Raw genomic sequence first — 23,608 nt, 5'->3', positions numbered from 1 at the left:
AAAATGAGAAAAATAGTTTTATATATTTTCACTTTTTGGTAATGTTTTTTCAAATGTTGTTGGGTCTATTGCTATATTTACGTTGTAATCCCCAATTTTGGTTCTTCGTAAGGCAGATAAATACCCACCCGAGTTAAGTGCTTTTCCAAAATCGTTTGCAATAGACCTAATGTAAGTTCCTTTACTGCAAACAATTCTAAATTCTATTTCCGGCAAATTTATAGCTGTAACTTCAAATTCAGAAATGGTAATTTGTCTTTTTTTAACGTCTACTTCTTTACCTTCTCGAGCATATTCATACAAGCGTTTTCCATCTTTCTTTAAAGCAGAAAATACGGGAGGCACTTGTTCTATTTCTCCTAAAAATTGAGGAATGGTAGTGCTAATGAGTTCTTGAGTTATATGTTCCGTTGCAAAAGTTTTGTTTACCTCGGTTTCTAAATCAAAAGAAGGCGTTGTACCACCAACCGTTATTGTACCGGTATATTCTTTAGTTTGTCCTTGAATTTCAGTAATTTTTTTGGTGAATTTACCTGTGCAAATAATTAACAACCCTGTAGCTAAAGGATCTAGAGTGCCAGCATGGCCAACTTTAATTTTTTTTAAATTAAAAGCTTTACGAATTCCCCATTTTATTTTGTTAACCGCTTGGAAAGAGGTCCAGTTTAATGGTTTGTCAACCAGTAATAATTGTCCTTCTAAAAAATCTTCTTTAGTTTTCAATAGGTTTATATATTAGGGTTTATCCTATATATCCGTAGGCAACAGCAATAATACCTACTATTAAACAGTAAATAGCAAAGTAAGAAAGTTTGCTTTTCTTTACTAATTGAATCATCCAAGTGCAGGCAACTAAACCAGCTAAAAAAGCAGCAATAAAGCCTGCACCCATTGCAAAATTATTTTCGCCAGTAAACGTTAAATCGCCACTAAATAAATCTTTAGCAATTTTCCCAAAAATTAAAGGAATAACCATTAAAAAAGAAAAACGAGCAGCTTTGGTTTTATCTACGCCAAGTAATACAGATGTAGAAATAGTAGCCCCACTTCTAGAAATTCCAGGAAGCATTGCAATGGCTTGCGAAATACCTACAATAACAGCATTGCCAAAGCTTACTTTTTTATCGGTATCTTTAGCTTTATCAGCAAAATAAAGTAAAACAGCAGTTATAAGTAACATAAAACCAACAAAGCGAATATTACCTCCAAAAAAACTTTCTAACTGCTCTTCAAAAAGTAATCCTACAATAACAGCAGGGAGCATAGAGAGAATAATTTTTAAAGAGAATTGTGTTTGTTCATTCCATTTAAACTGTAATAAGCCACTAAGAATCTCCCATATATCTTTTCTAAAGACAACAATAGTACTTAATGCAGTTGCAAAGTGGAGTATTACTGTAAATAACAAGCTTTCTTCTGGAACAGAATTGTCTCCTAAAATAGCTTTGCCAAGTTCTAAATGACCACTAGAAGAAACAGGTAAAAATTCGGTTAAACCTTGTATTATTCCAAGGATAATAGCATCTAAAGTTTCCAAATTATTTTTTCTTATGTGGATTTAACAAAATAGCATAAATTTCTATACCAAGCCCTATTAATACAAGTGTTGGTGCTAAACGTATTCTTCTAAAATTGTAGATGTCATCACTAAAAACATTGGGATCATCACTGCCACCACCGCTCATTAAAATAAAACCTAAGGCAATACAGGCTAATCCTATGAACATGAATAGGTAGTTTTTCTTTTGAAAAATAAACTCTTGTTTTTCCGAGTTACCTATATTAGAATTTTGTTTTTTACTCATAGGGCAAATTTAATAATATAATTCGTCGGTTCTAAGATTTAAGAAGCGTTGTGTAGCAAAATAGGTGCTAATAAACGAAATAAGTACACCTAAGACAAAAACAGATACTAATAGGACTACTAAAATGGTTGAATCTTCAAAAAGACCAAGCTCTTTAAAATGCTCATTTACGTATAAAAGAACTCCGCCAAGAGCTATTAATGCTAAAACGGCACCTAGTATGCCAAGCTTTATATTATTTATAATAAATGGACGTCTTATAAATGTTTTTGTTGCACCTACCATTTGCATGGTCTTTATAATAAAACGTTTAGAGTAAATAGATAAACGAATAGAGCTGTTAATTAATAAAACAGCAATAAAGGTAAAAATGCCACTTGCTATTAAAATCCACAAACCAATTTTTTTAATATTTTCAGTTAATAAACCAACAAGGGGTTTATCATAACTAACCTCGTCTACATATCCTTTACCAGAAATTTCTTCGGCAATAGTTGCAATTTGTTCCGGAGAAACAAAATCGGCATTTAATTGTACATCAATAGAATTTTTTAAAGGATTATAGCCTAAAAAGTCTTGAAAGTTTTCTCCTAATTCCTCAGTATGTTGTTTTGCAGCTTCTTCTTTAGAAACATATATAGCCTTTTTGGTATATTCTGCCATAGAAAGACTTTTTTGCATCTGGTCTATTTCTACCTCTTTAGCACTGTCTTTTAAAAACACCGAAATAGTAATTTGTTCTTTAAAATGGTCTCCCATTTTTTTGGTATTTAATACCAATAGACCTAAAATACCTAATAAAAATAATACTAAAGCTATGCTAAGTACTACAGAGAAGTAAGAAGAAATTAATTTTCTTTTTTGATAATTTTCAAAAGATTTGCTCATAATTGGTATTCCGAGTTGTAAAAATAGGAAAATTATTTATGCCTTTAAACAAGCTTTTGCTTTAGCTTTCCTCTTTCCTTTATTAAACTTATTTTTGCCGAGAATAAAAGAAATCCTATTATGCAGTACAATTTCAATGAAATTGAAGCCAAGTGGCAAAAATATTGGGCAGAAAACCAAACATTTAAAGCAGAAAACAATTCGGACAAAGAAAAATTCTATGTTCTAGATATGTTTCCTTATCCTTCTGGAGCAGGGTTGCATGTTGGGCATCCGTTAGGGTATATTGCTAGTGATATTTATGCACGTTACAAAAGGCATAAAGGTTTTAATGTAATGCATCCGCAGGGGTACGATTCTTTTGGACTTCCAGCAGAACAATATGCTATACAAACTGGGCAGCACCCAGCAATTACCACAGCCGAAAATATTAAAACTTATAGAAGGCAGTTAGATCAAATTGGTTTTTCTTTTGATTGGAGTCGTGAGGTAAGAACATCGGATCCAAAATATTATAAATGGACGCAGTGGATTTTTATTCAAATATTTAATTCTTGGTATAATAAAGATACCGATAAGGCAGAAGATATTTCTAGCTTAGTTGCCGTTTTTGAAAAAGAAGGAAATGCTAGTGTTAATGCCGTTTGTGATGATGAGGTAGAAGCGTTTTCCGCTGCAGATTGGAATAGTTTTTCTGATAAAAGAAAGCAAGAAGTTTTATTACAATATAGATTAACCTATTTGGCTGAAACCGAAGTTAACTGGTGCCCAGCATTAGGAACGGTTTTAGCTAATGATGAGATAGTAAACGGCGTATCTGAGCGTGGAGGACATCCTGTGGTTCGTAAAAAAATGACACAATGGAGTATGCGCATTTCTGCTTATGCACAACGTTTGTTAGATGGGTTAGAAAAGATAGATTGGCCACAGCCTTTAAAAGATTCACAAACCAATTGGATAGGTCGTTCTCAAGGAGCATCTGTGGTATTCCCCATCCTAACCTTCCCCAAAGGGAAAGGGACTAAGCCGGGTTATATGACAGGTGGGAATAACTCGCATTTATTGTTAGAGAGAGCCAAAGAAATGCGAAAAAACCCAACACAAGCAGAGGCTGTTTTATGGGAAAGTTTAAAAGGAAAAAATTTAGGAGATAAGTTTAGAAGACAGCATGTAATTTCAGATTTTATTGTTGATTTTGTATGTCTTTCTAAATGCTTAGTAATAGAGGTAGATGGCGCTATTCATGATGCTCAAAAAGAGCAAGATGAAGAAAGAACGGCAATATTAAATGAAAATGGTTTTAAGGTTATACGTTTTAAAAATGAAGAAGTAATAGGAGATATTGACAATGTTCTTGCTACGATACAAAAGCATTTAGAAAATAGCGTTCCCCCTATGGGGGCTAGGGGGATTGAAGTTTTTACAACCAGACCCGATACTATTTTTGGCGTTAGTTTTATGACTTTGGCTCCAGAACATGATTTGGTATTGCAAATAACCACACCAGAACAAAAAGCGGAGGTAGAAGCTTATATTGAAGCGACAGCAAAACGATCCGAGCGTGATCGTATGGCCGATGTAAAAACCATTTCTGGAGCTTTTACTGGCGCGTATGCAGAACACCCATTTTCTAAAGAACCTATTCCTATTTGGATAGGAGATTATGTTTTAGCTGGTTACGGTACAGGAGCGGTAATGTCTGTACCTTGTGGAGATCAGCGCGACTATGATTTTGCAAAACACTTTAATATTCCAATCCCTAATATTTTTGAAGGCGTAGATATTTCGGAAGAGGCTTTTGCAGATAAGAGTAAAACCGTGATTGCAAATTCCGATTTCTTAAACGGATTACCATATAAGAAAGCCATGAAATTGGCTATTTATGAGTTAGAGAAACTGGGACAAGGTGAGGGAAAAATAAATTACAGGCTACGCGATGCTGTTTTTAGCAGACAGCGTTATTGGGGAGAACCATTCCCTGTATATTATGTAGATGGTATGCCACAGATGATAGCGCCAGAACATTTGCCAATTGCATTACCAGAAGTAGAAAAATATTTGCCAACCGAAACAGGAGAGCCACCATTAGGAAATGCCAAAGAATGGCACTGGTTGCAATATGGCGAGGAAGGAAAAGTAGTTTCTGAAGAGGAATTTAATAATTCCTCCCCTTTGGGGAGGCTAGGAGGGGCTCTTGAGCTGAATACTATGCCTGGTTGGGCAGGAAGCTCCCAATACTTTAATAGGTATATGGACCCTACGAACGACAATGAAATTTTCTCTAAAGAAGCTATGAATTATTGGCAAGATGTAGATTTATATATTGGTGGTAGTGAACACGCTACAGGGCATTTGTTATACAGCCGTTTTTGGCAAAAATTTATGTTCGATAGAGGCTTTGTTCCTAAAGACGAGTTTGCCAAAAAACTCATTAATCAAGGGATGATTACGGGGACGAGTGCTTTTGTTTATGAGGCTATTGTTTCAGACAAAAACATTCCAAATATTTATATTTCATCTAAAGTCTTTCATCAAGACAGTGAAGAAAACCCAAAGCATTGGGAAGAGAAAGAAGAATTTTTCAAAAAATATGGTTTAGTTTCTAAAGACATAAAATATAGATCGATACATATTGATGTTAATCTAATAAATAGTCAAAGTGAAGTTGATATAGAGGGATTAAAAAAGTGGAGAGAAGATTTTTTAGATGCTAAATATTTCTTTGAAAATGATGGAAAAATGCTTGCCCATCATGAAGTAGAAAAAATGTCTAAGTCTAAATACAATGTGGTAAACCCAGATGATATTTGTGCAGAATACGGTGCAGATTCTTTACGTTTGTATGAGATGTTTTTAGGGCCATTAGAGCAATCTAAACCTTGGAATACAGCAGGTATTACAGGAACACATGGTTTCTTAAAAAAATTATGGCGTTTGTATTTTGATGATAATGGCGCAAAGTTTACAGACTCGGCCCCAACCAAAGACAACCTCAAGACATTGCATAAAACCATTAAAAAAGTAGAAGAGGATATTGCAAACTTCTCTTTTAACACATCGGTATCTACTTTTATGATTTGTGTAAATGAACTATCTACGCAAAAGTGTACTAGTAAATCGGTATTAGAGTCTTTGGCTATTTTGGTATCGCCTTATGCACCACATATTGCAGAAGAATTATGGAGTCAATTAGGGAATAGTGAGTCTATCTCTACAGCACCTTTCCCAGCTTTTGATGCTTCTCATTTAGTAGAAAGCAGCAAAGAATATCCAATTTCTTTTAATGGTAAAATGCGTTTTAAATTAGAGTTACCACTAGATATGAGTAAAGACCAGATAGAAGAAGCGGTAATGTCTCATGAAAAAACAACGCAACAATTACAAGGAAGAACCCCTAAGAAGGTTATTGTAGTTCCTGGAAAGATAGTGAATATAGTAGGGTAAAACATTTCTCTTCTCCTTAAGAGGAGGAGAGATTTTTTCAAGAAAGTAAATTTCTTATTAAGTAAAATAGAGCTATGAAAAGTATAGAAATATTAGGTTTAATAGCAGCAATGTTTACTACTTCTTCATTTATTCCACAAGTCTATAAAGCTTGGAGAGAAAAGGCTACTAAAGATATATCATTAACCATGTATATTGCTTTTTTAATAGGCATAATACTTTGGTTAATTTATGGGTATTTTATTAATAGTATATCTATGGTAATTGCAAATACAGTAACTTTAGTATTGGTGCTAATTGTTATTGTATTAAAGTTTAAATACAAATAGGTAAAAAGTTTCGAGGCAAGACCACAAATCCTAGTTAAAAAGCTAATTTCTAAAATTTAAGACAAGTTTCAGAGTATTTAAACTCTCATTATTGAATAAAAACAACTTGTACTTTTGCTTTTTCAAGTGTGCTATTTCTTTTTTCATAAAAAAAGCGCTCCGTTTTTTCTTTTTTTTAACTTTTTTGCTCCCTTTTTATAGTATCCTCATTCGACAATTCATTTATTATAATTTCTCACTTATTTTTGCATCACCCCTATAAAATGATAATATTATTTCGTAAAATAACATTATTTTTATTTTTAACCCTAAAAAATTAGGGGGTTGTTATTTTATATTTGATATATTTTGTCTTTTACCCCAAATATTTTGTTGTAAAAATTTTTTTATTTCAAAAGTTTATCACAAATTTGCTTCAGTATTACTAAAATCGTAACAAATGATAGTTGGTGTCCCAAAGGAAATTAAGAACAATGAGAGTCGTGTAGGAATGACTCCAGCAGGGGTTTTTGAGCTTGTTCGTTCTAACCATACAGTTTATGTACAATCTAATGCTGGAATAGGAAGTGGTTTTACGAACGAAGATTACCAACAAGTTGGTGCTATTATTTTAGATACTATAGGTCAGGTTTATGCTATGAGTGAAATGATTGTAAAAGTAAAAGAACCTATAGAGGAAGAATATACATTGGTACAAGAGGGGCAAATTATATTTACCTATTTTCATTTTGCATCTAGTGAAGCCTTAACTAAGGCTATGATAAAAAGTAAGGCCATTTGTATTGCTTATGAAACAGTAGAAGATGAAGATGGTACCTTACCATTATTAACACCAATGTCTGAGGTTGCTGGTAGAATGGCAATACAACAAGGAGCAAAATATTTAGAAAAACCTGTAAAGGGTAAAGGAGTGCTTTTAGGAGGTGTTCCCGGAGTAGCACCTGGTAAAGTTTTGGTACTTGGAGCAGGTGTAGTAGGTATACAAGCTGCTAAAATGGCAGCAGGTTTAGGAGCGCATGTCACTATTTTAGATATAGACATGAAACGTTTACGTTATGTAAATGATGTAATGCCGCCACATGTTGTAACGGAATTTTCTAATGAATTTAATATAAGAAAACATATAAAAACACATGACTTAATTATTGGAGGAGTTTTGCTTAAAGGAGCTAAGGCGCCAAATCTAATAACTAGAGATATGTTAAAAGAAATGCACCCAGGAACTGTAATTGTAGATGTTGCAGTGGATCAAGGTGGGTGTGTAGAAACTACAAGGCCTACAACGCATGAAGACCCTACTTATATAATAGATGACGTTGTGCATTATACTGTGGCAAATATGCCAGGAGCAGTGCCATATACTTCTACAATGGCGCTTACCAATGTTACTTTGCCTTATGTTTTAGCATTAGCAAAAGATGGTTGGGAAGTGGCCAGTTCTAAAAATGCAGCGCTACAAAAAGGGCTAAATATTGTAAATGGTGGAGTAGTATATAAAGAAATTATAGAGGCCTTTGGTTGGCAATCCTCTATGGTATAAATTAAGATTAAGTTAGTTTTAGAGACCTCGTCAATTTTCCTTTTTGGCTAATTCAGGAATATTGGCGGGGTTTTTGCTTTCTATTTTATAAAGAATTTGTTCCTAAGAAAAATTCTTTAGTATATTTATTTAAAATTAAAAATAGAAAGTTATGTATGGTATAGATATGGGTTACTTAATAATAGGCGGTGTGTTTGGTCTAATAAGTATGTTAGTTAGTAAACGTCTTAAAAGTAAATTTAAAAAGTATTCTCAAGTATATTTACGTAATGGTTTAAGTGGAGCCGAAATTGCAGAAAAAATGCTTGCGGATCACGGTATTACAGACGTAAAAGTTATTTCTACCCCAGGGATGTTAACAGATCACTATAACCCAGCAAATAAAACAGTTAATTTAAGTGAAGGAGTGTATGCACAACGTAATGCATCTGCAGCGGCAGTTGCGGCACATGAAGTTGGGCATGCTGTACAACATGCAACAGCTTATAGTTGGTTACAAATGCGCTCTAAATTAGTTCCAGTTTTAAATATTACTTCTAGGTTTTCTATGTGGGTAATTTTTGGAGGAATGGCACTTATGAGTACTACAGCTATTGGAGGTACTATAGCATGGGTTGGTGTTGGCTTATATGGAATAGGAACATTATTTAGTTTTATAACACTTCCTGTAGAGTATGATGCTAGTAACCGTGCGTTGGCCTGGTTAAAGAATAAAAACATGGTAAGTCAAGAAGAATATGCTGGAGCAGAGGATGCACTTAAATGGGCAGCCAGAACCTATTTAGTTGCGGCTATTGGAGCGTTGGCAACTTTGTTATATTTTGCTATGCGAGTAGCAAGTAGAGATTAATAAAGCTTGATACAATAAAAGAAGCCTCTAATTTGGAGGCTTTTTTTATATGGTAATTTGTCTGTCTATTTGCTGATTTAATGAGATAAATGTTTCTGTTCTAGAGACACCTTCTATTTGCTGTATATCTTTGTTTAATACATTCATTAAATGTTCGTTATCTCTACAAAGTATCTTAATTAATATAGACCAGTTTCCTGTAGTGTAATGGCATTCTAAAACTTCTGGAATTTTCTCTAGCTGTTTTACAGCAATAGGGTTGCTCATTGCTTTATCTAAGTAAATACCAATATAAGCCATAGTAGTATAGCCCATTACTTTTGGGTTTATAATAAATTTAGAACCTGCTAAAAGTCCTGAGGACTCTAATTTTCGTAAACGTTGATGAATAGCAGCACCAGAAATGCCTATGCTTCTTGCAATTTCTAAGACAGGTTTTCTTGCATCAGACATTAAGAATCTTAGAATTTTCTTGTCTATTCCATCTATTTTAAAATTTTTATCAGTAGATTTCATAAAAGTAGTTTCAAATATCTAGTAAAAGTAAAGAAAAGCTAACACATATTAACTTTTGGTTTTATACATTGTAACCAACATAAGGAACTTGTTGTTCTGTAAATAATATTCCGTAGTTTTCTAATTCTTTTAAAATAGGAGTATACACCTCTTTGGTAAGCGGTATTTGAACTCCAGGAGTGGTTATTTTTTTATTTAAAACTAATAGGGTTGCTATAGCTGCTGGTAATCCAACAGTTTTTGCCATAGCAGTATACGTTCTATTTTCTCCTATTACAACCATATTCGCATCAATTTGATATTTTTTGCCATCTTGCTCATATCCAATTTTATGATACATGATAATCATATCTTTATCATCTTTATTTAGAGACCAGCTTGTTTCTAATATTTCTTGTAATATTTGGGCAGGAGTTGCTTTTTCAAGAGTTATTTTTTTGTTGGGATTAAATAAGTCTAATTCAATAAGCTTGCTCCAAATAATATTATCTTGATCAATATTTAAATAATGACGTAATTTTAGTTCTACAGAATCAGTTGGGGAGTATGGTAAAAATAAATTTACAAATTCTCTATAGCGCATGCCTAAAGAATTTTCAATGGTATAACTATCATCGGTCATTCCCAATTGTACAAAGATATCCCACGCTTTAGAAAAGCCTACTTTACGTAGTGTTCCTCTGTATAATGTTAAAACATCATGCAAACCATAAGCTTCTCTATAGTTTAAAGAATCTCTATTAGCATATCCTTCAAATTGTCCGTATCCTGGAATATTAAAAAACTCTGTTCTTCTAAATAATTTTTGATACGGAATATATTTATACGTTCCTTCTTGAATAAATTGTGCTGCACCACCCTGTCCTGCTAGAACAACGTTCCTAGGGTTCCAAGTAAATTTATAATTCCATAAGTTGGTATCACTTTCAGCGGCAACTAAACCACCTGTAAAAGATTCAAAAAGCAATATTTTGCCACCTTTATTCCTAATAGAGTCTAACAATTGCATAGCACTCATATGGTCTATACCTGGATCTAAACCAATTTCATTCATAAAAATAAGGCCTTTTTCTTTGGCTTGTTTATCTAAAGACTTTATTTCTTTACTTATGTAAGATGCAGTAATTAAGTGTTTAGAATAGGTAATGCAATCTTGAGCAACTAGTATATGAAAACGTGCAGGAAGCATGGACACAACTATAGTACTATTTTTAATAGCTTTTTGCCTTTCCTTATCATTAAAAACATCTAACTTTAAAATAGTACAAGCAGCGTGCGTAACGAATTTTTTAGAAATTGTTTTAGGGTTAATGTCCCCAATGGTAATATGTAATTTTTCGGATTCGGATTTTTCTAAAAAATAGTTTATTAAATAGGATGTAGATTTTCCAGCACCTACAATAAGTATTTTTCGCAACATGGTTTTTGTAATTTTGTGTCTAGGTATACAAATATTATAACATATAATTGTTGCAAATGTAAAAATAATAATAAAATAAGTTATGAACAAAACAATTTTTAGTACAGGAATTCTACTAGGAGTTCTTGCTGTTATATTAGGAGCCTTTGGTGCGCATGCTTTAGAAAAAGTATTAAGTGCAAATAGTTTACAAAGTTTTGAGACAGGGGTTCGTTATCAAATGTATCATGCTTTACTGTTATTATTTTTAGCTACTACTTCTCAGATCAAAGAAGAAAGAAAAAAGCTAATTTATTACCTATTAACCGTAGGAATTATTTTTTTTTCTTTTTCTATTTATTTACTAGCTACAAATAGTCTTACAGGGTTTAATTTTAAAACTATTGCTCTTTTAACCCCTATTGGTGGGACAATTTTAATTTTTGGATGGGTAGTATTAGGCTATCGAACTTTAAAGTAATTTGTATAATTAATTAACTTTTATATTGGGGAGGGTGTAAAATTTATATATGTTTGTCTCCTAAATAAAAATTTACATGGATAAAATCAGTCGATTTACGAAAACGATTTCGTTAAAGAAATATGGAATCAATCATGATAATTTTAACTATCAACTTTCTGCGGATGAATTGCACGCTATTACTTTAGAGAAAGGATTAGGAGTAGAGGCTTCTAGCGGAGCTTTGGCAATTAATACCGGCGAGTTTACAGGAAGGTCTCCAAAAGATCGTTTTATTGTAAGGGATGCAATTACAAAAGATAAAATTTGGTGGGGAGATATAAACATCCCATTTGATCCAGATGCTTTTAATAAGTTGCATGATAAAGTTATTTCCTATTTAAATGAAAAAGAGCTTTATGTACGTGATTGTTATGCTTGCGCAGATATTAATTATAGAATGAATATAAGGGTTATTAATGAATACCCTTGGTCTAACATGTTTGCGTATAATATGTTTATTAGACCTACCTCAGAAGAGCTTAAGAATTTTGACCCTGAATGGACTGTTATTAATGCACCAAGTTTTATGGCGGTAGCAGATGTAGATGGAACAAGACAGCACAATTTTGCTATTTTAAACTTTACAAAAAAAATAGCTTTAATTGGAGGAACAGGCTATACTGGAGAAATTAAAAAAGGAATTTTTTCTGCATTAAATTTTATTCTACCTGTACAAAAGAGCACCTTACCAATGCATTGCTCTTCTAATGTTGGTAAAGACGGAGATACTGCAATATTCTTTGGTTTATCTGGAACAGGAAAAACAACATTATCTACAGATCCTACTAGAAAATTAATTGGAGACGATGAGCATGGTTGGAATAATGAAAATGCTGTTTTTAATTTTGAAGGAGGTTGCTATGCTAAAGTAATTAACCTTTCTGGAGAAAATGAACCAGAGATTTTTGGGGCAATAAAAAAGGGAGCAATTCTAGAGAATGTAATAATGGACGCTGAAGGAGAAGTAGATTTCTCCGATATTAGTATTACACAGAATACTAGAGTTAGTTACCCACTATACCACATAGAAAATATAAGACAACCCTCTATAGGGCATAATCCTAAAAATATTTTCTTTTTAACAGCAGACGCATTTGGAGTTTTGCCTCCAATATCTAAACTTACGCCAAACCAAGCAGCATATCATTTTATTTCAGGTTATACAGCTAAAGTAGCTGGCACAGAAGCAGGCATTGTAGAACCACGACCATCTTTTTCAGCTTGTTTTGGAGCACCATTCATGCCATTGCACCCTACAGAATATGCAGAGATGTTAAGTAAAAAAATGAAAGATGCAGGAGTAAATGTGTGGTTAGTAAACACAGGTTGGACAGGAGGTCCTTATGGTGTTGGTACACGAATGAAATTAAAATATACACGCGCCATGATACATGCTGCTCTAAATGGAGATTTAGGTTCCTATTCTTATGACACATACCATATACATTCTGTTTTTGGGGTGGCGCAACCAAGGTTTTGCCCTGGAGTTCCAACAGAAGTGTTAAGCCCAAGAGCTACTTGGAATGATGATGAGAAATATTATAAAACTGCATTTAAATTATCTAATGCGTTTAGAAAGAATTTTGAAAAGTTCGAATCTTATGCAAGTGAAGAAATAAGGCGGGGTGGACCGCAACGGTATGCATTCTAGAAAAGTAAAAAGCCCTGAGAATTTTCTCAGGGTTTTTATTTATTTATAGATTCCTAAAGTGGAAAATAATTTATTTTTTATTGGCATCATTAATATATTTCTGTAATGCCATAGTCATAGACGGTGTATCCGGTGTTGGCGCTTTAATATCTATACGTAAACCAGCTCCATTTGCAGCGGTTACGGTAGAATTACCAAAAACAGCTATACGCGTGTCATTTTGCTCAAAGTCAGGAAAATTTTGTAATAAAGACTCTATTCCAGATGGGCTAAAAAAGACTAATATGTCATAGTAAACATTCCTTAAATCTGATAAATCGCTAATTACAGTTTTGTAGAATATACCACGTGTCCATTGTACACCTAGTTGATCTAATGTTTCAGGAACAATAGGCTTTAAAACGTCTGATGATGGTAATAAAAACTTTTCATCTTTATACTTTTTAAATAAAGTAACTAAGTCATCAAAATTTCTTTTACCTACATATATTTTACGTTTTCTATAGACTACATATTTTTGTAAATAATAAGCAACAGCTTCAGACTGGCAAAAATATTTCATGCTGTCTGGTACTTTAAAACGCATTTCTTCGGCAATTCTAAAAAAATGATCTACAGCGTTTCTACTTGTAAGGATAATTGCAGAATACTTGTGTAAATCTATTTTTTGTTGACGTACATTTTTGGCATTTACTCCTTCTACATGAATAAAAGGTCTAAAGTCAACTTTAACCTTTTCTTTATCAATAAGTCTAGAATATGGAGAGTTTTCCATTTTTGGCTCTGGTTGAGATACCAAAATCGTTTTTACTTTCATACATTATACTATTTTATAGTAGGCTTCCCATAATCACGAAGGGTGCAATTTCGAGTGCGCAAAGGTACAAAATAAAATAGAAAAAATTGTTAGTTATAAATTTTTGATGGTTCTTTAGTACTGTTACCCAGCCAATACCATTAATTATTAGTATTAAAATTACAGTTATATATACTACTGTTTTAGATTCTTTTAAAATATAGCAAAGGATTATATTGGCAATAAACATAAGTATTGCGCTATAATTTAAGTAAGAGATTTTCTTAAAAACTAATTCAGAAAAAGTTTTAATATTACTAAATATAAAGCCATTTCCAATTTGGAAGATAAATTTTATAATTTGAAATAATATTACTGTTCCTAGTATTACAAAATAACCAAATATTTGGTGATCGGGATGTGGCTGTGAAATAATAGACCAAGCAAAAAAAATAAAAAGGGAAAAGTTTATAATTTGAAATAGTGTAAAAAAGACATTAAACCAATTCATTAATTTTTCCTTTTTGTTATACATATAAATGTATTTATTGTTAAAAGGAAGAATTATATAATTTAAGAATCTAGTATAAAATAGACTTTTAGCTATAATAATAAAAAGTAAACTACTAAAAAGTAGAATAGTAATCCAGTCTAAAGTTCCAGTTGTTCTAAAAATAGGCTCCATTAGTGTAATTTTATATTTGAGCCGTTTAATCCAGGAGTAAAATCATTTTCGGAGATACTTATTTTAAAGTAACTTGGCTTTTCCATTTTAGATTTTGGTAGTTTTATCTTAAAGTTGGTAGTGTCTTTAGTATTTAAAGTTAAAATATTTTCTTTTAATGCAGTTGGGGTAATAGAAATTAAATCTTTTACTTTTTTGTATTTATCTAAGTATACTAAAGAAAATTTTAATTTTTTAAGAGGTACTTCTTTATTATATGGGTTGTATACCTGTAGAGTATATTCTGTGGTAGTGTTAAGTGTTTCTATGTCTTCTTTTATACTGCACTTAAGTTTTCTATAAGATTCAAAATTTTCGATAAAATTACCGTACATAAAGGTGCCATCTATGCGCTTGTATTTTATGCCTCCTTTTTTATAGTATTTAGATACATAAAGTACTTTCTTGTTTTGAACAGTTTCTTCTGTCTTATCAATTGTGTATTGGTTTTGACGATAATATATATTATTTAAAGAAAAGGTGTTACTTCCAGTATAAAAAGCATACATAGGTGTAGTTCTATAAGAATTTTCAAAAACTACTGGAGTATCCCCTATTTGAGAATGTAAGTTATTAACCCATAATTTATTTCCATGAGTTTCATAATAGATAGGAAAAAGTGGTTTGTAAATTAAACCTATTCTTAGAATAACTAAAACAATGGTATTTATGATAGCCGTTCTATAAATCCATTTTAAAGCATTTTTATTAGTTAGCATATAATTATATGCTAGTATAAATAAAGGTATAGATATTATTATAACCCATTGGGTTTGTATTCTTCTGTTAAAACTAGAAATAAAGAAAAATATAATAAAGCCATAAGTTAGGTAAAGTAAAGCCTTTGTAAAAAGGTCTGTCGCTTTAGTTTTATACAGTGCTTTATATACCCATGGGAAAGTAAAACCTAATATAGCGACTAAATTAATGAAGAAGCCTACAGTGTACTTTTCAAAGTTATAAGCGCCATTTGGGCGTTCATACAAATGATATTTTATAGAAACAAAATCGTGTTCATATAGCCATATAAAATGTGGTGTGTAACATACTAAAGCAATACCTACAGCAATCCATGCATACTTGTTTAAAGCTAGTTTTATATTAGATAAAATTATAAAGAAAATAATTAAGAAAGCATGGTATTTACTATACATTAATGCCGCTATTATAATCCCCAAAAGTATAGCTATATAGTAGTTAGGAGCTTTTATAAAGTGTTTGTAAATTAAAAGAAAAACACAAGTAAAAAATACAAGTGGCGTATCTGGTAATGTAAAAAAGCCATATGCGTTTAATAGTGTTAGGGAAAAGGCAAATGTAAAAAAAGGAAGTATATATTCTCTTTTTTTAGGGTTGTCTATTAAAAGCCATAATATAATTATAGAACCAATGGAGAGAATACAACTTATAAAACGAACCCCAAGCTCACCATCAAAGAAAAAACTACTAATCTTAATAAGAAAAGCTACCATTGGAGGGTGGTCAAAGTAGCCCCAAGCCATATCTTGAGCATAGTGCCAATAATAAGCTTCATCATAAATAAGCTCCGTAAAATATGCCTGTAATAAGTTTAAAATAAGAAGGCTAGCTAATAAAATAACTAGTAATTTAGGAAGCTTTTTTAGCATTTTAAAAATTAATTTAAGTCAAAATTACGAATTCTACTTCTTATGTTTCTATTTAAAAAAAGTATAAATACTAAAATCTCATTTTTCTAGAGACATTAAAACACTATTTTTGTTAAAATTCAAAAGAATTCCATGTCCGATAGTTTAGTAATAATCCCAACATATAACGAAATAGAAAATGTTGAGGCTATAATTCATGCTGTTTTTGAGTTAAAGAAAGATTATCATGTTTTAATTGTAGATGATAATTCTCCAGATGGTACTTCTGAAGCGGTATATGCATTACAGACAAAGTTTCCGGATTGTCTTTTTATAGAAGTTAGGAAAGAGAAATCTGGATTAGGTACTGCATATATTCATGGATTTAAATGGGCTATAGAAAAAAAGTATGATTATATTTTTGAAATGGATGCCGATTTTTCTCATACACCGTCGGACTTAATAAGATTACATAGGGCTTGCATAAATGGCGCAGATGTATCTGTTGGGTCACGATATAAAAAAGGAGTAAATGTTGTAGACTGGCCTTTATACAGGGTTTTATTGTCCTATGGAGCTTCTTTTTATGTAAAAATGGTGACAGGGATGCGGGTACATGATCCTACAGCTGGTTTTGTATGTTATAGAAGGTATGTTTTAGAGAATGTAAATTTAGATTCAGTTCGTTTTATTGGCTACGCTTTTCAAATAGAAATGAAGTTTAGAGCTTATGTGCAAAATTATAGTATAGAAGAAGTTTCTATCGTTTTTAGGGATCGTGTAAGAGGAAAATCTAAAATGAGTGGGTCAATTATAAAAGAAGCTATTTGGGGTGTTTTAGTTATGAAACTAAGAAGTCTTTTTCAAAAAAATAAGTTTTAAGTATGGGTAAAATTATCATTAAGAATGCAAAAATAGTTAATGAAAATACTATTTCTGAAAATGACATTTTAATACAGGATGACATAATTCTAAAAATAGAAAATAATATTAGTGATGCTACTGCTAAAATTATAGATGTAGAAGGTAATTATGTTTTCCCTGGAGTAATAGACGATCAAGTACATTTTCGTGAGCCAGGACTAACACATAAAGGAGATATAGCATCAGAGAGTAGGGCTGCCGTAGCTGGTGGTATTACTACGTATATGGAGCAACCTAATACTAATCCGCAAACAACTACTATAGAAAAATTAGAAGCTAAATTTGCATTGGCAAAAGACGTTTCTTATGCTAATTATTCTTTTTTGTTTGGTGGTACAAATGATAATCTAGAAGAAATAAAGCGTTTAGATAAAAATGCATGTTCTGGTGTAAAGTTATTTTTAGGTTCCTCTACAGGAAACATGTTAGTAGACAATGAGCAAGTAATAGAAAGTATTTTTAATAGTACGCAAATGGTAATTTCTGCCCATTGTGAAGATGAAACTACTATAAGAGAAAACATGGCTATATATAAAGCCAAGTATGGAGATGACATTCCTATTAAATGCCATCCAGAAATTAGAAGTGCAGAGGCTTGCTATATTTCATCATCTAAAGCAATAGCACTTGCTAAGAAAACAGGAGCAAGGTTTCATGTTTTTCATTTAACTACTGCTAAGGAGATGGATTTGTTTCAAAATGATATTCCTTTAGAACAGAAAAAAATTACTGCAGAGGTTTGTGTGCATCATTTATGGTTTTCAGAAGAGGATTATGCAACCAAAGGAACCTTTATAAAATGGAATCCGGCAGTAAAAAAAGCTACAGATAGAGACGCATTGTGGAAAGCACTTTTAGATGATCGTATAGATGTTATTGCAACAGATCATGCACCACATACTTTAGAAGAAAAAAAGAATGTGTATACAAAAGCACCTTCCGGAGGGCCTTTGGTACAACATGCGCTACCTGCACTCTTACAAAAATATAAAGAGGGTGTTATTTCTTTAGAAAAAATAGCGCAGAAAATGTGCCATAACCCAGCTATTTTATTTGAAATAGAAAAAAGGGGATTTGTAAAAGAAGGCTATTTTGCAGATTTAGTTGTTGTAAATACAAATGATGCTTGGAAAGTAACTAAAGAAAATATTGCGTATAAATGTGGTTGGTCTCCTTTTGAAGAGCAAACTTTTAACTCTAAAATCACGCATACTTTTGTTAATGGACATTTGGCTTATGAAAATGGAAAATTTTCGGATAAGCGAAACGGAAAAAGGCTAACTTTTAATAGGTAAACATGAAAAAAATTGGAGCTTTTATTTTACTAGTTACTTTTTTTGCATGTAATGAAAAACTAGTAGAAAAACCGGAAAATCTTATTCCTAGAGATAAAATGGTGATGATTCTTAAAGAAATGGCCATTATTAATGCTTCAAAAAACACGAATATAGATTTATTAAGGTCTAATAAAATAGACCCCACAACCTATGTTTTTAATAAATTTAAGATAGATAGTGCTCAATTTGTTTTAAGCGATAAGTATTACGCAGCAATACCTTTAGAGTATGAGGCTATATATAAAGAAGTAGATACCTTGATTAATATTGATAAAGAAAGATTGCAAGCCCTAAAAAAAGAAAAAGATAGTTTAAAGAGGGTTGAAAAAGATGCCTTAAAAAAGAAAAATGATAGTTTAAAAAAGACTAATAATTAACGTTCTTTCTTATAAAGAACAGAACAAAAGTTTATAGTTTTTTTAATGTCTTCAAACTCTAGAGGTATTGTTTTTAATATTTTTTCACTAGAATATATTTCTCTGTTTTTTAAGGAAAAAATAGAGTTTTTTGTAATACGTCTTTCTTTTTTAGTCAATAAACAAATAAGCCAATCTGCATAACGCCCAATTTGCAGTTGCCAAATTTTAAGTTCTTTTTTGGGGATATTTCTATCTAAATTAGTGGCAATAAAACTTAGAATTTCTTTAAAACTTAGATTGTTAGACACTGTAATAAAGCGTTCATTTTGTATTGGGAGAATCATTAATTGCTCAAGAATTTTAACAACATCCATAACAGATATAAAACCTGTTCCCCCAGGAGGAAAATAAGAGTAACCTTTGTTTGCAGTTGTAAAAAAGGCTCCACTACCACTTTCCCAAAAACCAGGGCCAATAATTACCCCAGGATTTATAATAACAACAGGAACATTTTCTTGAGATGCTCGCCATACCTCCATCTCTGCTTTGTATTTTGTTAAAGCATATACATTGGTATGGTCTTCTTTCCATTCATTTTCTTCAGTTGTTTTTTGGTTTTTAAGGCTTCTGCCAATGGTGCCAATGGTGCTAACATATGCCAATTTTTTAACGCTATGCGCAATACAAAGGTTTACAATATTAGCAGTACCTAGGACGTTAACTTTTTTTAATTGATGGTATTTTTTGGGATTAAAAGAAATAAATGCAGCAGCATGGTAAACATATTCAATATCTAAAAAGGCAGCTTCTAGAGCCGGTATATCTAATAAATCTGCTTTTACCCATTCTATTTTATCAAATAACTCTTGAGGGTTTTCAACATAATAAGAAAAAATAGTAGCAACACGTTTTAGATTACTACCTTCTCTATAAATTGCTCTAATACGTTCTTTGTTCTGTACCAATTGCAGAAGAAGATGCGAGCCCACTAAACCAGTACCACCAGTAACAAGAATCATACTTCAAATGTAGCAAAAGCAAGGAGAGTTAGCATAATGTTATTTATAATTTTTAGAAATAGATTTTTTTAGAATCTAGCAGTAATAAGATTAGCTATGTAGATGGGAGAATGTATTAATAACTTTTATATTTGCATCTTACTTATTGAAAATAGAATTATAATGGCTACCAATTTTGTAGAAGAGTTAAAATGGCGTGGAATGTTGCATGATGCAATGCCAGGAACAGAAGAACATTTATTATCTGGAATGCAATCTGCTTATGTAGGAATTGATCCAACTGCCGATTCTTTACATATTGGTCATTTAGTAGGAGTAATGATGTTAAAACACTTTCAATTAGCAGGCCATAAACCGTATGCTTTAATTGGCGGTGCTACAGGTATGATTGGGGATCCTTCTGGAAAATCTGCAGAACGTAATTTATTAGATGAAAAAACATTGCGTCATAACCAAGCAGGATTACAAGAACAATTATCTCGTTTTTTAGATTTTAAGAGTGATGCTAATAATGCTGCTGTTCTTGTAAATAATTATGATTGGATGAAAGATTTTTCATTCCTAGAATTTATTCGTGATGTGGGTAAACATATTACGGTAAATTATATGATGGCAAAAGATTCTGTAAAAAAGCGCCTTTCTTCCGAAGCTAAAGAAGGAATGTCATTTACAGAGTTTACCTACCAAATGGTGCAAGGCTATGATTTTTTACACCTTTTTAGAGAACATAATTGTACCCTACAAATGGGCGGTAGCGACCAATGGGGAAATATTACTACAGGAACAGAACTTATAAGAAGAATAGGTGGTGGTAAAGGCTATGCATTAACATGCCCATTAATTACAAAAGCAGACGGTACTAAGTTTGGAAAAACCGAAGGTGGTAACGTTTGGTTAGATGCGAATAGAACGTCACCTTATAAATTTTATCAATATTGGTTAAATACTTCGGATGCAGATGCAGAGAAATATATAAAAATATTCACTTTTATTTCTAGAGAAGAGATAGAAGCTTTGGTAAAAGAACACCAAGAAGCGCCACATATGCGTTTATTACAGAAAAGATTAGCCGAAGAAATTACGGTAGCGGTACACTCTAAAGAAGACTTAGATAATGCGTTGCAAGCAAGTGCTATATTATTTGGAAAATCTACTTCTGAGGATTTAAAAAAGTTGGATGAAAAAACTTTTTTAGATGTTTTTGAAGGAGTGCCACAAGCAGAAATTTCTGCATCTGAAATAGAGCAAGGCTTAGATATGATTGGTGCATTAGCTGCAAAAACAGGATTTTTAGGGTCTAATGGGGAAGCACGTAGAGAATTAAAACAGAACTCTATCTCTGTAAACAAAGAAAAAGTAAAAGAAGACTTTAAGATTACAAAGGTAGATTTAATTAATGAAAAGTTTGTTTTGTTACAACGTGGTAAAAAGAACTATTTTGTGTTAGTTGTAAATTAAAGCAACTATATAAAGGTACTGACATCTTAAAAAAAATAGTTATGAGAGCTATAGTTTTACATTGTGTTTTATTAATGGTATTAGCTACTTCTTGTAGCTCTAAGGATGATGTAAAGGAACCTACTTTAGATGTTAATTCTGAAAAATGGGAGCTTGTAAAAATGATATCTAGTGGTAAAGGTATAGAAACTACAGGGCAGGATATGGAGTGGCAAGAATACTATATTTTTAATTCTAATGCTACTTTTATTAAATCTAGAGTACAAGATGGGCAAACTATAGAGGCTTCTGGGAAATATGTAAAAGACTCCTTGGGCGGGGAAGAGTTTTTGGAGCTTAAGTATATAAATGGGGTAGAATTAATTGCCAATTGTACGGGTACTAAAGTAGAGTTGTTGTACTATAAAAAGGGCGGTGTTTTAAGAGGTGTTTGGAGCGCTTGTGATGGCCCAGAATTGGAATACGAGCAATTAAAAAAGTAATCTTTGAATGTATAACAATAAATATTTATTGATAAACGATAATTAAATATTTTTTATCGAAAAAAATTTAATTATGTTTGCTTTGTATTTAAAATATAAAGCATGAAAAAAAAATAGAATACTAACTATTGTTATAGCACTTTGTAAATTTTTGAAGGGACTTTATGTGTTATCTCTTATAATAGTTACATTTTTTTTTGTTCACGTTCAAGTGAGGCTAGATAGTTATAAAGATTTTCAATTCGATATACTTGGAATAAAACAAGCAGAAGGTGGGCAATTAAAAATAAGCACTGCGGGAAATTCAACTTTTTATTCCGTTGATAAATATTCTAAATTTAAAGGGAAAATATTTAATGACGAAGATGTGTTTACATTAGATAAAATAAAAGTTAGCTCTCTTTATTTCCTGTATTTTAGAACTATAGCCATATTAATTTTAGTGTTTTTGTGTTTTAAAAGGTTTCAAAATGTAATAGAATCCTTGAAATCCATTGAGTCATTTAAGAAGAGTAACGTTTTATATTTAAAAAGATTAGCATTTTATTTATTTCTCATATTTATTGTTAATCTTTATGTTTATATAGGTTTTGAAGAGGGTAGTTTAACTAGTATTTCTATTTCAGTTACTCCTTTATTATTAGCGTTATTAAGCATAATTTTAGCAGAGGTTTTTAAAGAAGGAAACCAATTAATGGAAGAAAATAAACTAACGGTATAAGATGGCTATAATCGTAAATTTGGACGTTATGTTAGCGAAACGAAAAATGTCTGTTACAGAGTTATCGGAGCGTGTTGGGCTTACTATGGCTAACATATCTATCTTGAAAAACGGAAAAGCAAAAGCGGTTCGGTTTTCTACTTTAAATGCTATTTGTGAAGTTTTAGAATGTCAACCAGGAGATATACTGGAGTATAATTAAAGCACCATTAAATTGCAACCTCTAATATCTGAATGGTCAAAACGCCCTAAAATTTCAAAACTACCATTTTCATAAACCTTACCAAGGTCTTGAGTTGCAATAAAAGAACAAGAGTTTATATTGGCTAAATCTATTACATTAACACCACCAGTTTTTCCATAGTCTTGTAATGTTAGTGGATCTTCCGTGTCTCTGGTTAGTACTTTCATCCAAGGTGGGCAATTAAAAATACCATCGCCTTTAGAATACCCTTGAGACAAGAGCTCCGTCATACCATATTCAGAATGAATTTTAGAAAGCCCAAAACCTTTTTTTAAAGTTTCATGTAGTTCTTCTCTGATCATTTCTTTGCGTCTACCTTTCATTCCACCAGTTTCCATTACAACAGTGTTTTTTAGATGTAATTGGTTGGTTTCAACTAAGTCTAATAAAGCAAAAGAAACCCCTATTAAAAGTATTTTTGTATTGGTATTTTGTAGTGTTTTTAAAGTTTCTAGTAAAGTATCCGTATTATTTAAAAAAAAGCCACTTTTTGGGTGTTCACTTTTTTTTATCAAATCGTCTACCATATAAATTAAAGAAGAGCCTTTACGCTCTAAATACGAAGGTAATAATGCTAAAACACAATAATCCTTTACAGAGCCATAAAAATGTTTAAAAGCTTTTAAATAGCTTTCTTCATATAGTTTGGTGTTTGTAACATAATGTTTACTGGTAATAGATCCAGTAGTACCACTACTCGTAAATATTGTACTTGCTTTTTCTTTTCCAGAAAGTATTGTTTTAGATTTAAAAAAATCTATAGGAATAAAAGGAATATCTTGGATTTGGGACACATTGGAACTATCTTTTCCTAAATGATTACAAAATTCTTGGTACACCAAATTTGTTTTAAATTGATGTTTAAAAACTTGTAATGTTAAAGCATTAAAGTCTGCTTTAGAATTTATGGTAAAGATGTCTTTTATGTCTATCATTCGCTATTGCAAAAATAGCCAAAAATGTCAAGAGGTAATTTATATATAAGTAGTCTA

General features: G+C 31.8%; 24 protein-coding genes. 13 read left to right on the top strand and 11 right to left on the bottom strand.

All coding sequences use genetic code 11. The features are described from left to right. Positions 1–18: 18 nt before the first annotated feature. The 4 genes from truB to Q0945_RS09825 are packed head-to-tail and all read right to left on the bottom strand — an operon-like array spanning position 19 to position 2,693. Positions 19–723, bottom strand: a complete 705-nt coding sequence (gene truB / locus Q0945_RS09840; RefSeq protein WP_299434056.1) for a tRNA pseudouridine(55) synthase TruB — start codon at positions 721–723, stop codon at positions 19–21. Positions 724–742: 19 nt separating this feature from the next. Then, on the bottom strand, positions 743–1,537 hold the full coding sequence (locus Q0945_RS09835; RefSeq protein WP_299434054.1) for an undecaprenyl-diphosphate phosphatase: 795 nt from the start codon (positions 1,535–1,537) through the stop codon (positions 743–745). Position 1,538: 1 nt separating this feature from the next. Continuing rightward, positions 1,539–1,805 carry a DUF3098 domain-containing protein gene (locus tag Q0945_RS09830; protein ID WP_298489179.1) on the bottom strand — a complete coding sequence of 89 codons (267 nt, stop codon included), beginning with the start codon at positions 1,803–1,805 and terminating at the stop codon, positions 1,539–1,541. A gap of 9 nt (positions 1,806–1,814) precedes the next feature. Further along, on the bottom strand, positions 1,815–2,693 hold the full coding sequence (locus tag Q0945_RS09825) for a permease-like cell division protein FtsX (protein WP_299434052.1): 879 nt from the start codon (positions 2,691–2,693) through the stop codon (positions 1,815–1,817). Positions 2,694–2,813: 120 nt separating this feature from the next. Here Q0945_RS09825 and Q0945_RS09820 point away from each other — a divergent pair, with 120 nt between their 5' ends. From Q0945_RS09820 to Q0945_RS09805, 4 genes are all read left to right on the top strand, one after another. Next, the gene (locus tag Q0945_RS09820) at positions 2,814–6,137 is read left to right on the top strand and encodes a DUF559 domain-containing protein (protein ID WP_299434050.1); all 3,324 of its coding nucleotides are present in this window, start codon (positions 2,814–2,816) and stop codon (positions 6,135–6,137) included. 74 nt (positions 6,138–6,211) lie between these two features. Continuing rightward, entirely contained in the window at positions 6,212–6,466 is a 255-nt protein-coding gene (locus Q0945_RS09815) for a SemiSWEET transporter (protein WP_299434048.1), read from the top strand. Positions 6,467–6,905: 439 nt separating this feature from the next. After that, entirely contained in the window at positions 6,906–8,006 is a 1,101-nt protein-coding gene (gene ald, locus Q0945_RS09810) for an alanine dehydrogenase (RefSeq protein ID WP_299434046.1), read from the top strand. A gap of 151 nt (positions 8,007–8,157) precedes the next feature. After that, complete coding sequence (locus Q0945_RS09805) at positions 8,158–8,856, top strand: zinc metallopeptidase (protein ID WP_299434044.1); 699 nt, start codon at positions 8,158–8,160, stop codon at positions 8,854–8,856. A gap of 45 nt (positions 8,857–8,901) precedes the next feature. On the opposite strand, the gene Q0945_RS09800 is transcribed toward Q0945_RS09805, so the two are convergent. Both Q0945_RS09800 and Q0945_RS09795 read right to left on the bottom strand, forming a co-directional pair. Further along, the gene (locus Q0945_RS09800) at positions 8,902–9,372 is read right to left on the bottom strand and encodes an Lrp/AsnC ligand binding domain-containing protein (protein WP_299434042.1); all 471 of its coding nucleotides are present in this window, start codon (positions 9,370–9,372) and stop codon (positions 8,902–8,904) included. A gap of 61 nt (positions 9,373–9,433) precedes the next feature. Then, positions 9,434–10,792, bottom strand: coding sequence for a saccharopine dehydrogenase C-terminal domain-containing protein (locus Q0945_RS09795; RefSeq protein WP_299434040.1), 1,359 nt, complete (start codon positions 10,790–10,792; stop codon positions 9,434–9,436). Between the two features lie 82 nt (positions 10,793–10,874). On the opposite strand from Q0945_RS09795, the gene Q0945_RS09790 reads away from it, so the two are divergent. Both Q0945_RS09790 and pckA read left to right on the top strand, forming a co-directional pair. Then, a complete protein-coding gene (locus tag Q0945_RS09790) occupies positions 10,875–11,252 on the top strand; it encodes a DUF423 domain-containing protein (RefSeq protein WP_299434038.1) in 378 nt (125 codons plus the stop codon). Between the two features lie 76 nt (positions 11,253–11,328). Next, entirely contained in the window at positions 11,329–12,945 is a 1,617-nt protein-coding gene (gene pckA / locus Q0945_RS09785; RefSeq protein WP_299434036.1) for a phosphoenolpyruvate carboxykinase (ATP), read from the top strand. Positions 12,946–13,015: 70 nt separating this feature from the next. Here the strand turns inward: pckA and Q0945_RS09780 are convergent, their stop codons facing one another. Genes Q0945_RS09780 through Q0945_RS09770 form a run of 3 tightly spaced genes read right to left on the bottom strand, consistent with a single transcriptional unit; the run spans position 13,016 to position 16,093 of the window. Next, positions 13,016–13,762: a uroporphyrinogen-III synthase gene (locus tag Q0945_RS09780; RefSeq protein ID WP_299434034.1), complete on the bottom strand. Its 747-nt coding sequence runs from the start codon at positions 13,760–13,762 to the stop codon at positions 13,016–13,018. Between the two features lie 13 nt (positions 13,763–13,775). Next, positions 13,776–14,426: a DUF4271 domain-containing protein gene (locus Q0945_RS09775; RefSeq protein ID WP_299434032.1), complete on the bottom strand. Its 651-nt coding sequence runs from the start codon at positions 14,424–14,426 to the stop codon at positions 13,776–13,778. Beyond that, positions 14,426–16,093: a glycosyltransferase family 39 protein gene (locus Q0945_RS09770; protein ID WP_299434030.1), complete on the bottom strand. Its 1,668-nt coding sequence runs from the start codon at positions 16,091–16,093 to the stop codon at positions 14,426–14,428. Before Q0945_RS09770 ends, Q0945_RS09775 begins: the two co-directional genes overlap by 1 nt. A 132-nt stretch (positions 16,094–16,225) precedes the next feature. Between Q0945_RS09770 and Q0945_RS09765 the strand changes: the two genes are divergently transcribed. From Q0945_RS09765 to Q0945_RS09755, 3 genes are read left to right on the top strand one after another with little or no spacing between them, the layout of a single operon-like run. Further along, on the top strand, positions 16,226–16,954 hold the full coding sequence (locus tag Q0945_RS09765) for a polyprenol monophosphomannose synthase (RefSeq protein WP_299434028.1): 729 nt from the start codon (positions 16,226–16,228) through the stop codon (positions 16,952–16,954). Between the two features lie 2 nt (positions 16,955–16,956). Then, positions 16,957–18,291: a dihydroorotase gene (locus tag Q0945_RS09760; protein WP_299434026.1), complete on the top strand. Its 1,335-nt coding sequence runs from the start codon at positions 16,957–16,959 to the stop codon at positions 18,289–18,291. 2 nt (positions 18,292–18,293) lie between these two features. Beyond that, complete coding sequence (locus Q0945_RS09755; RefSeq protein ID WP_299434024.1) at positions 18,294–18,710, top strand: DUF4296 domain-containing protein; 417 nt, start codon at positions 18,294–18,296, stop codon at positions 18,708–18,710. On the opposite strand, the gene Q0945_RS09750 is transcribed toward Q0945_RS09755, so the two are convergent. Beyond that, positions 18,707–19,711, bottom strand: coding sequence for an SDR family oxidoreductase (locus tag Q0945_RS09750; protein ID WP_299434022.1), 1,005 nt, complete (start codon positions 19,709–19,711; stop codon positions 18,707–18,709). The genes Q0945_RS09755 and Q0945_RS09750 overlap by 4 nt on opposite strands. Before the next feature lie 162 nt (positions 19,712–19,873). Here Q0945_RS09750 and tyrS point away from each other — a divergent pair, with 162 nt between their 5' ends. The 4 genes from tyrS (at position 19,874) to Q0945_RS09730 (ending at position 22,574) form a co-directional block, all read left to right on the top strand. After that, entirely contained in the window at positions 19,874–21,169 is a 1,296-nt protein-coding gene (gene tyrS / locus Q0945_RS09745) for a tyrosine--tRNA ligase (RefSeq protein WP_299434020.1), read from the top strand. 41 nt (positions 21,170–21,210) lie between these two features. After that, positions 21,211–21,651, top strand: coding sequence for a hypothetical protein (locus Q0945_RS09740; RefSeq protein ID WP_299434018.1), 441 nt, complete (start codon positions 21,211–21,213; stop codon positions 21,649–21,651). Between the two features lie 211 nt (positions 21,652–21,862). Further along, positions 21,863–22,372 carry a DUF2975 domain-containing protein gene (locus Q0945_RS09735; RefSeq protein WP_299434017.1) on the top strand — a complete coding sequence of 170 codons (510 nt, stop codon included), beginning with the start codon at positions 21,863–21,865 and terminating at the stop codon, positions 22,370–22,372. Between the two features lies 1 nt (position 22,373). Beyond that, positions 22,374–22,574, top strand: a complete 201-nt coding sequence (locus tag Q0945_RS09730; RefSeq protein ID WP_299434016.1) for a helix-turn-helix transcriptional regulator — start codon at positions 22,374–22,376, stop codon at positions 22,572–22,574. On the opposite strand, the gene Q0945_RS09725 is transcribed toward Q0945_RS09730, so the two are convergent. Further along, positions 22,571–23,551 (bottom strand): acyl transferase, encoded by a 981-nt coding sequence (locus tag Q0945_RS09725; protein WP_299434015.1) that lies wholly within the window; start codon positions 23,549–23,551, stop codon positions 22,571–22,573. The genes Q0945_RS09730 and Q0945_RS09725 overlap by 4 nt on opposite strands. Between the last annotated feature and the right edge of the window lie 57 nt (positions 23,552–23,608).

Source organism: uncultured Maribacter sp. (genome assembly GCF_947500405.1).
Classification (GTDB): domain Bacteria; phylum Bacteroidota; class Bacteroidia; order Flavobacteriales; family Flavobacteriaceae; genus Maribacter_B.
Note: the sequence above shows the minus strand (reverse complement) of the source record. Positions and strands in the feature narration are given on the sequence as shown.

Coding starts and splice junctions, on each gene's coding strand:
- Q0945_RS09790 (WP_299434038.1), top strand. CDS start 10,875: ATGAACAAAACAATTTTTAGTACAGGAATTCTACTAGGAGTTCTTGCT.
- Q0945_RS09795 (WP_299434040.1), bottom strand. CDS start 10,792: ATGTTGCGAAAAATACTTATTGTAGGTGCTGGAAAATCTACATCCTAT.
- Q0945_RS09755 (WP_299434024.1), top strand. CDS start 18,294: ATGAAAAAAATTGGAGCTTTTATTTTACTAGTTACTTTTTTTGCATGT.
- Q0945_RS09830 (WP_298489179.1), bottom strand. CDS start 1,805: ATGAGTAAAAAACAAAATTCTAATATAGGTAACTCGGAAAAACAAGAG.
- Q0945_RS09730 (WP_299434016.1), top strand. CDS start 22,374: ATGGCTATAATCGTAAATTTGGACGTTATGTTAGCGAAACGAAAAATG.
- Q0945_RS09740 (WP_299434018.1), top strand. CDS start 21,211: ATGAGAGCTATAGTTTTACATTGTGTTTTATTAATGGTATTAGCTACT.
- Q0945_RS09825 (WP_299434052.1), bottom strand. CDS start 2,693: ATGAGCAAATCTTTTGAAAATTATCAAAAAAGAAAATTAATTTCTTCT.
- Q0945_RS09775 (WP_299434032.1), bottom strand. CDS start 14,426: ATGGAGCCTATTTTTAGAACAACTGGAACTTTAGACTGGATTACTATT.
- Q0945_RS09780 (WP_299434034.1), bottom strand. CDS start 13,762: ATGAAAGTAAAAACGATTTTGGTATCTCAACCAGAGCCAAAAATGGAA.
- Q0945_RS09805 (WP_299434044.1), top strand. CDS start 8,158: ATGTATGGTATAGATATGGGTTACTTAATAATAGGCGGTGTGTTTGGT.
- Q0945_RS09750 (WP_299434022.1), bottom strand. CDS start 19,711: ATGATTCTTGTTACTGGTGGTACTGGTTTAGTGGGCTCGCATCTTCTT.
- Q0945_RS09765 (WP_299434028.1), top strand. CDS start 16,226: ATGTCCGATAGTTTAGTAATAATCCCAACATATAACGAAATAGAAAAT.
- Q0945_RS09820 (WP_299434050.1), top strand. CDS start 2,814: ATGCAGTACAATTTCAATGAAATTGAAGCCAAGTGGCAAAAATATTGG.
- tyrS (WP_299434020.1), top strand. CDS start 19,874: ATGGCTACCAATTTTGTAGAAGAGTTAAAATGGCGTGGAATGTTGCAT.
- pckA (WP_299434036.1), top strand. CDS start 11,329: ATGGATAAAATCAGTCGATTTACGAAAACGATTTCGTTAAAGAAATAT.
- Q0945_RS09800 (WP_299434042.1), bottom strand. CDS start 9,372: ATGAAATCTACTGATAAAAATTTTAAAATAGATGGAATAGACAAGAAA.
- Q0945_RS09815 (WP_299434048.1), top strand. CDS start 6,212: ATGAAAAGTATAGAAATATTAGGTTTAATAGCAGCAATGTTTACTACT.
- Q0945_RS09760 (WP_299434026.1), top strand. CDS start 16,957: ATGGGTAAAATTATCATTAAGAATGCAAAAATAGTTAATGAAAATACT.
- Q0945_RS09725 (WP_299434015.1), bottom strand. CDS start 23,551: ATGATAGACATAAAAGACATCTTTACCATAAATTCTAAAGCAGACTTT.
- Q0945_RS09770 (WP_299434030.1), bottom strand. CDS start 16,093: ATGCTAAAAAAGCTTCCTAAATTACTAGTTATTTTATTAGCTAGCCTT.
- ald (WP_299434046.1), top strand. CDS start 6,906: ATGATAGTTGGTGTCCCAAAGGAAATTAAGAACAATGAGAGTCGTGTA.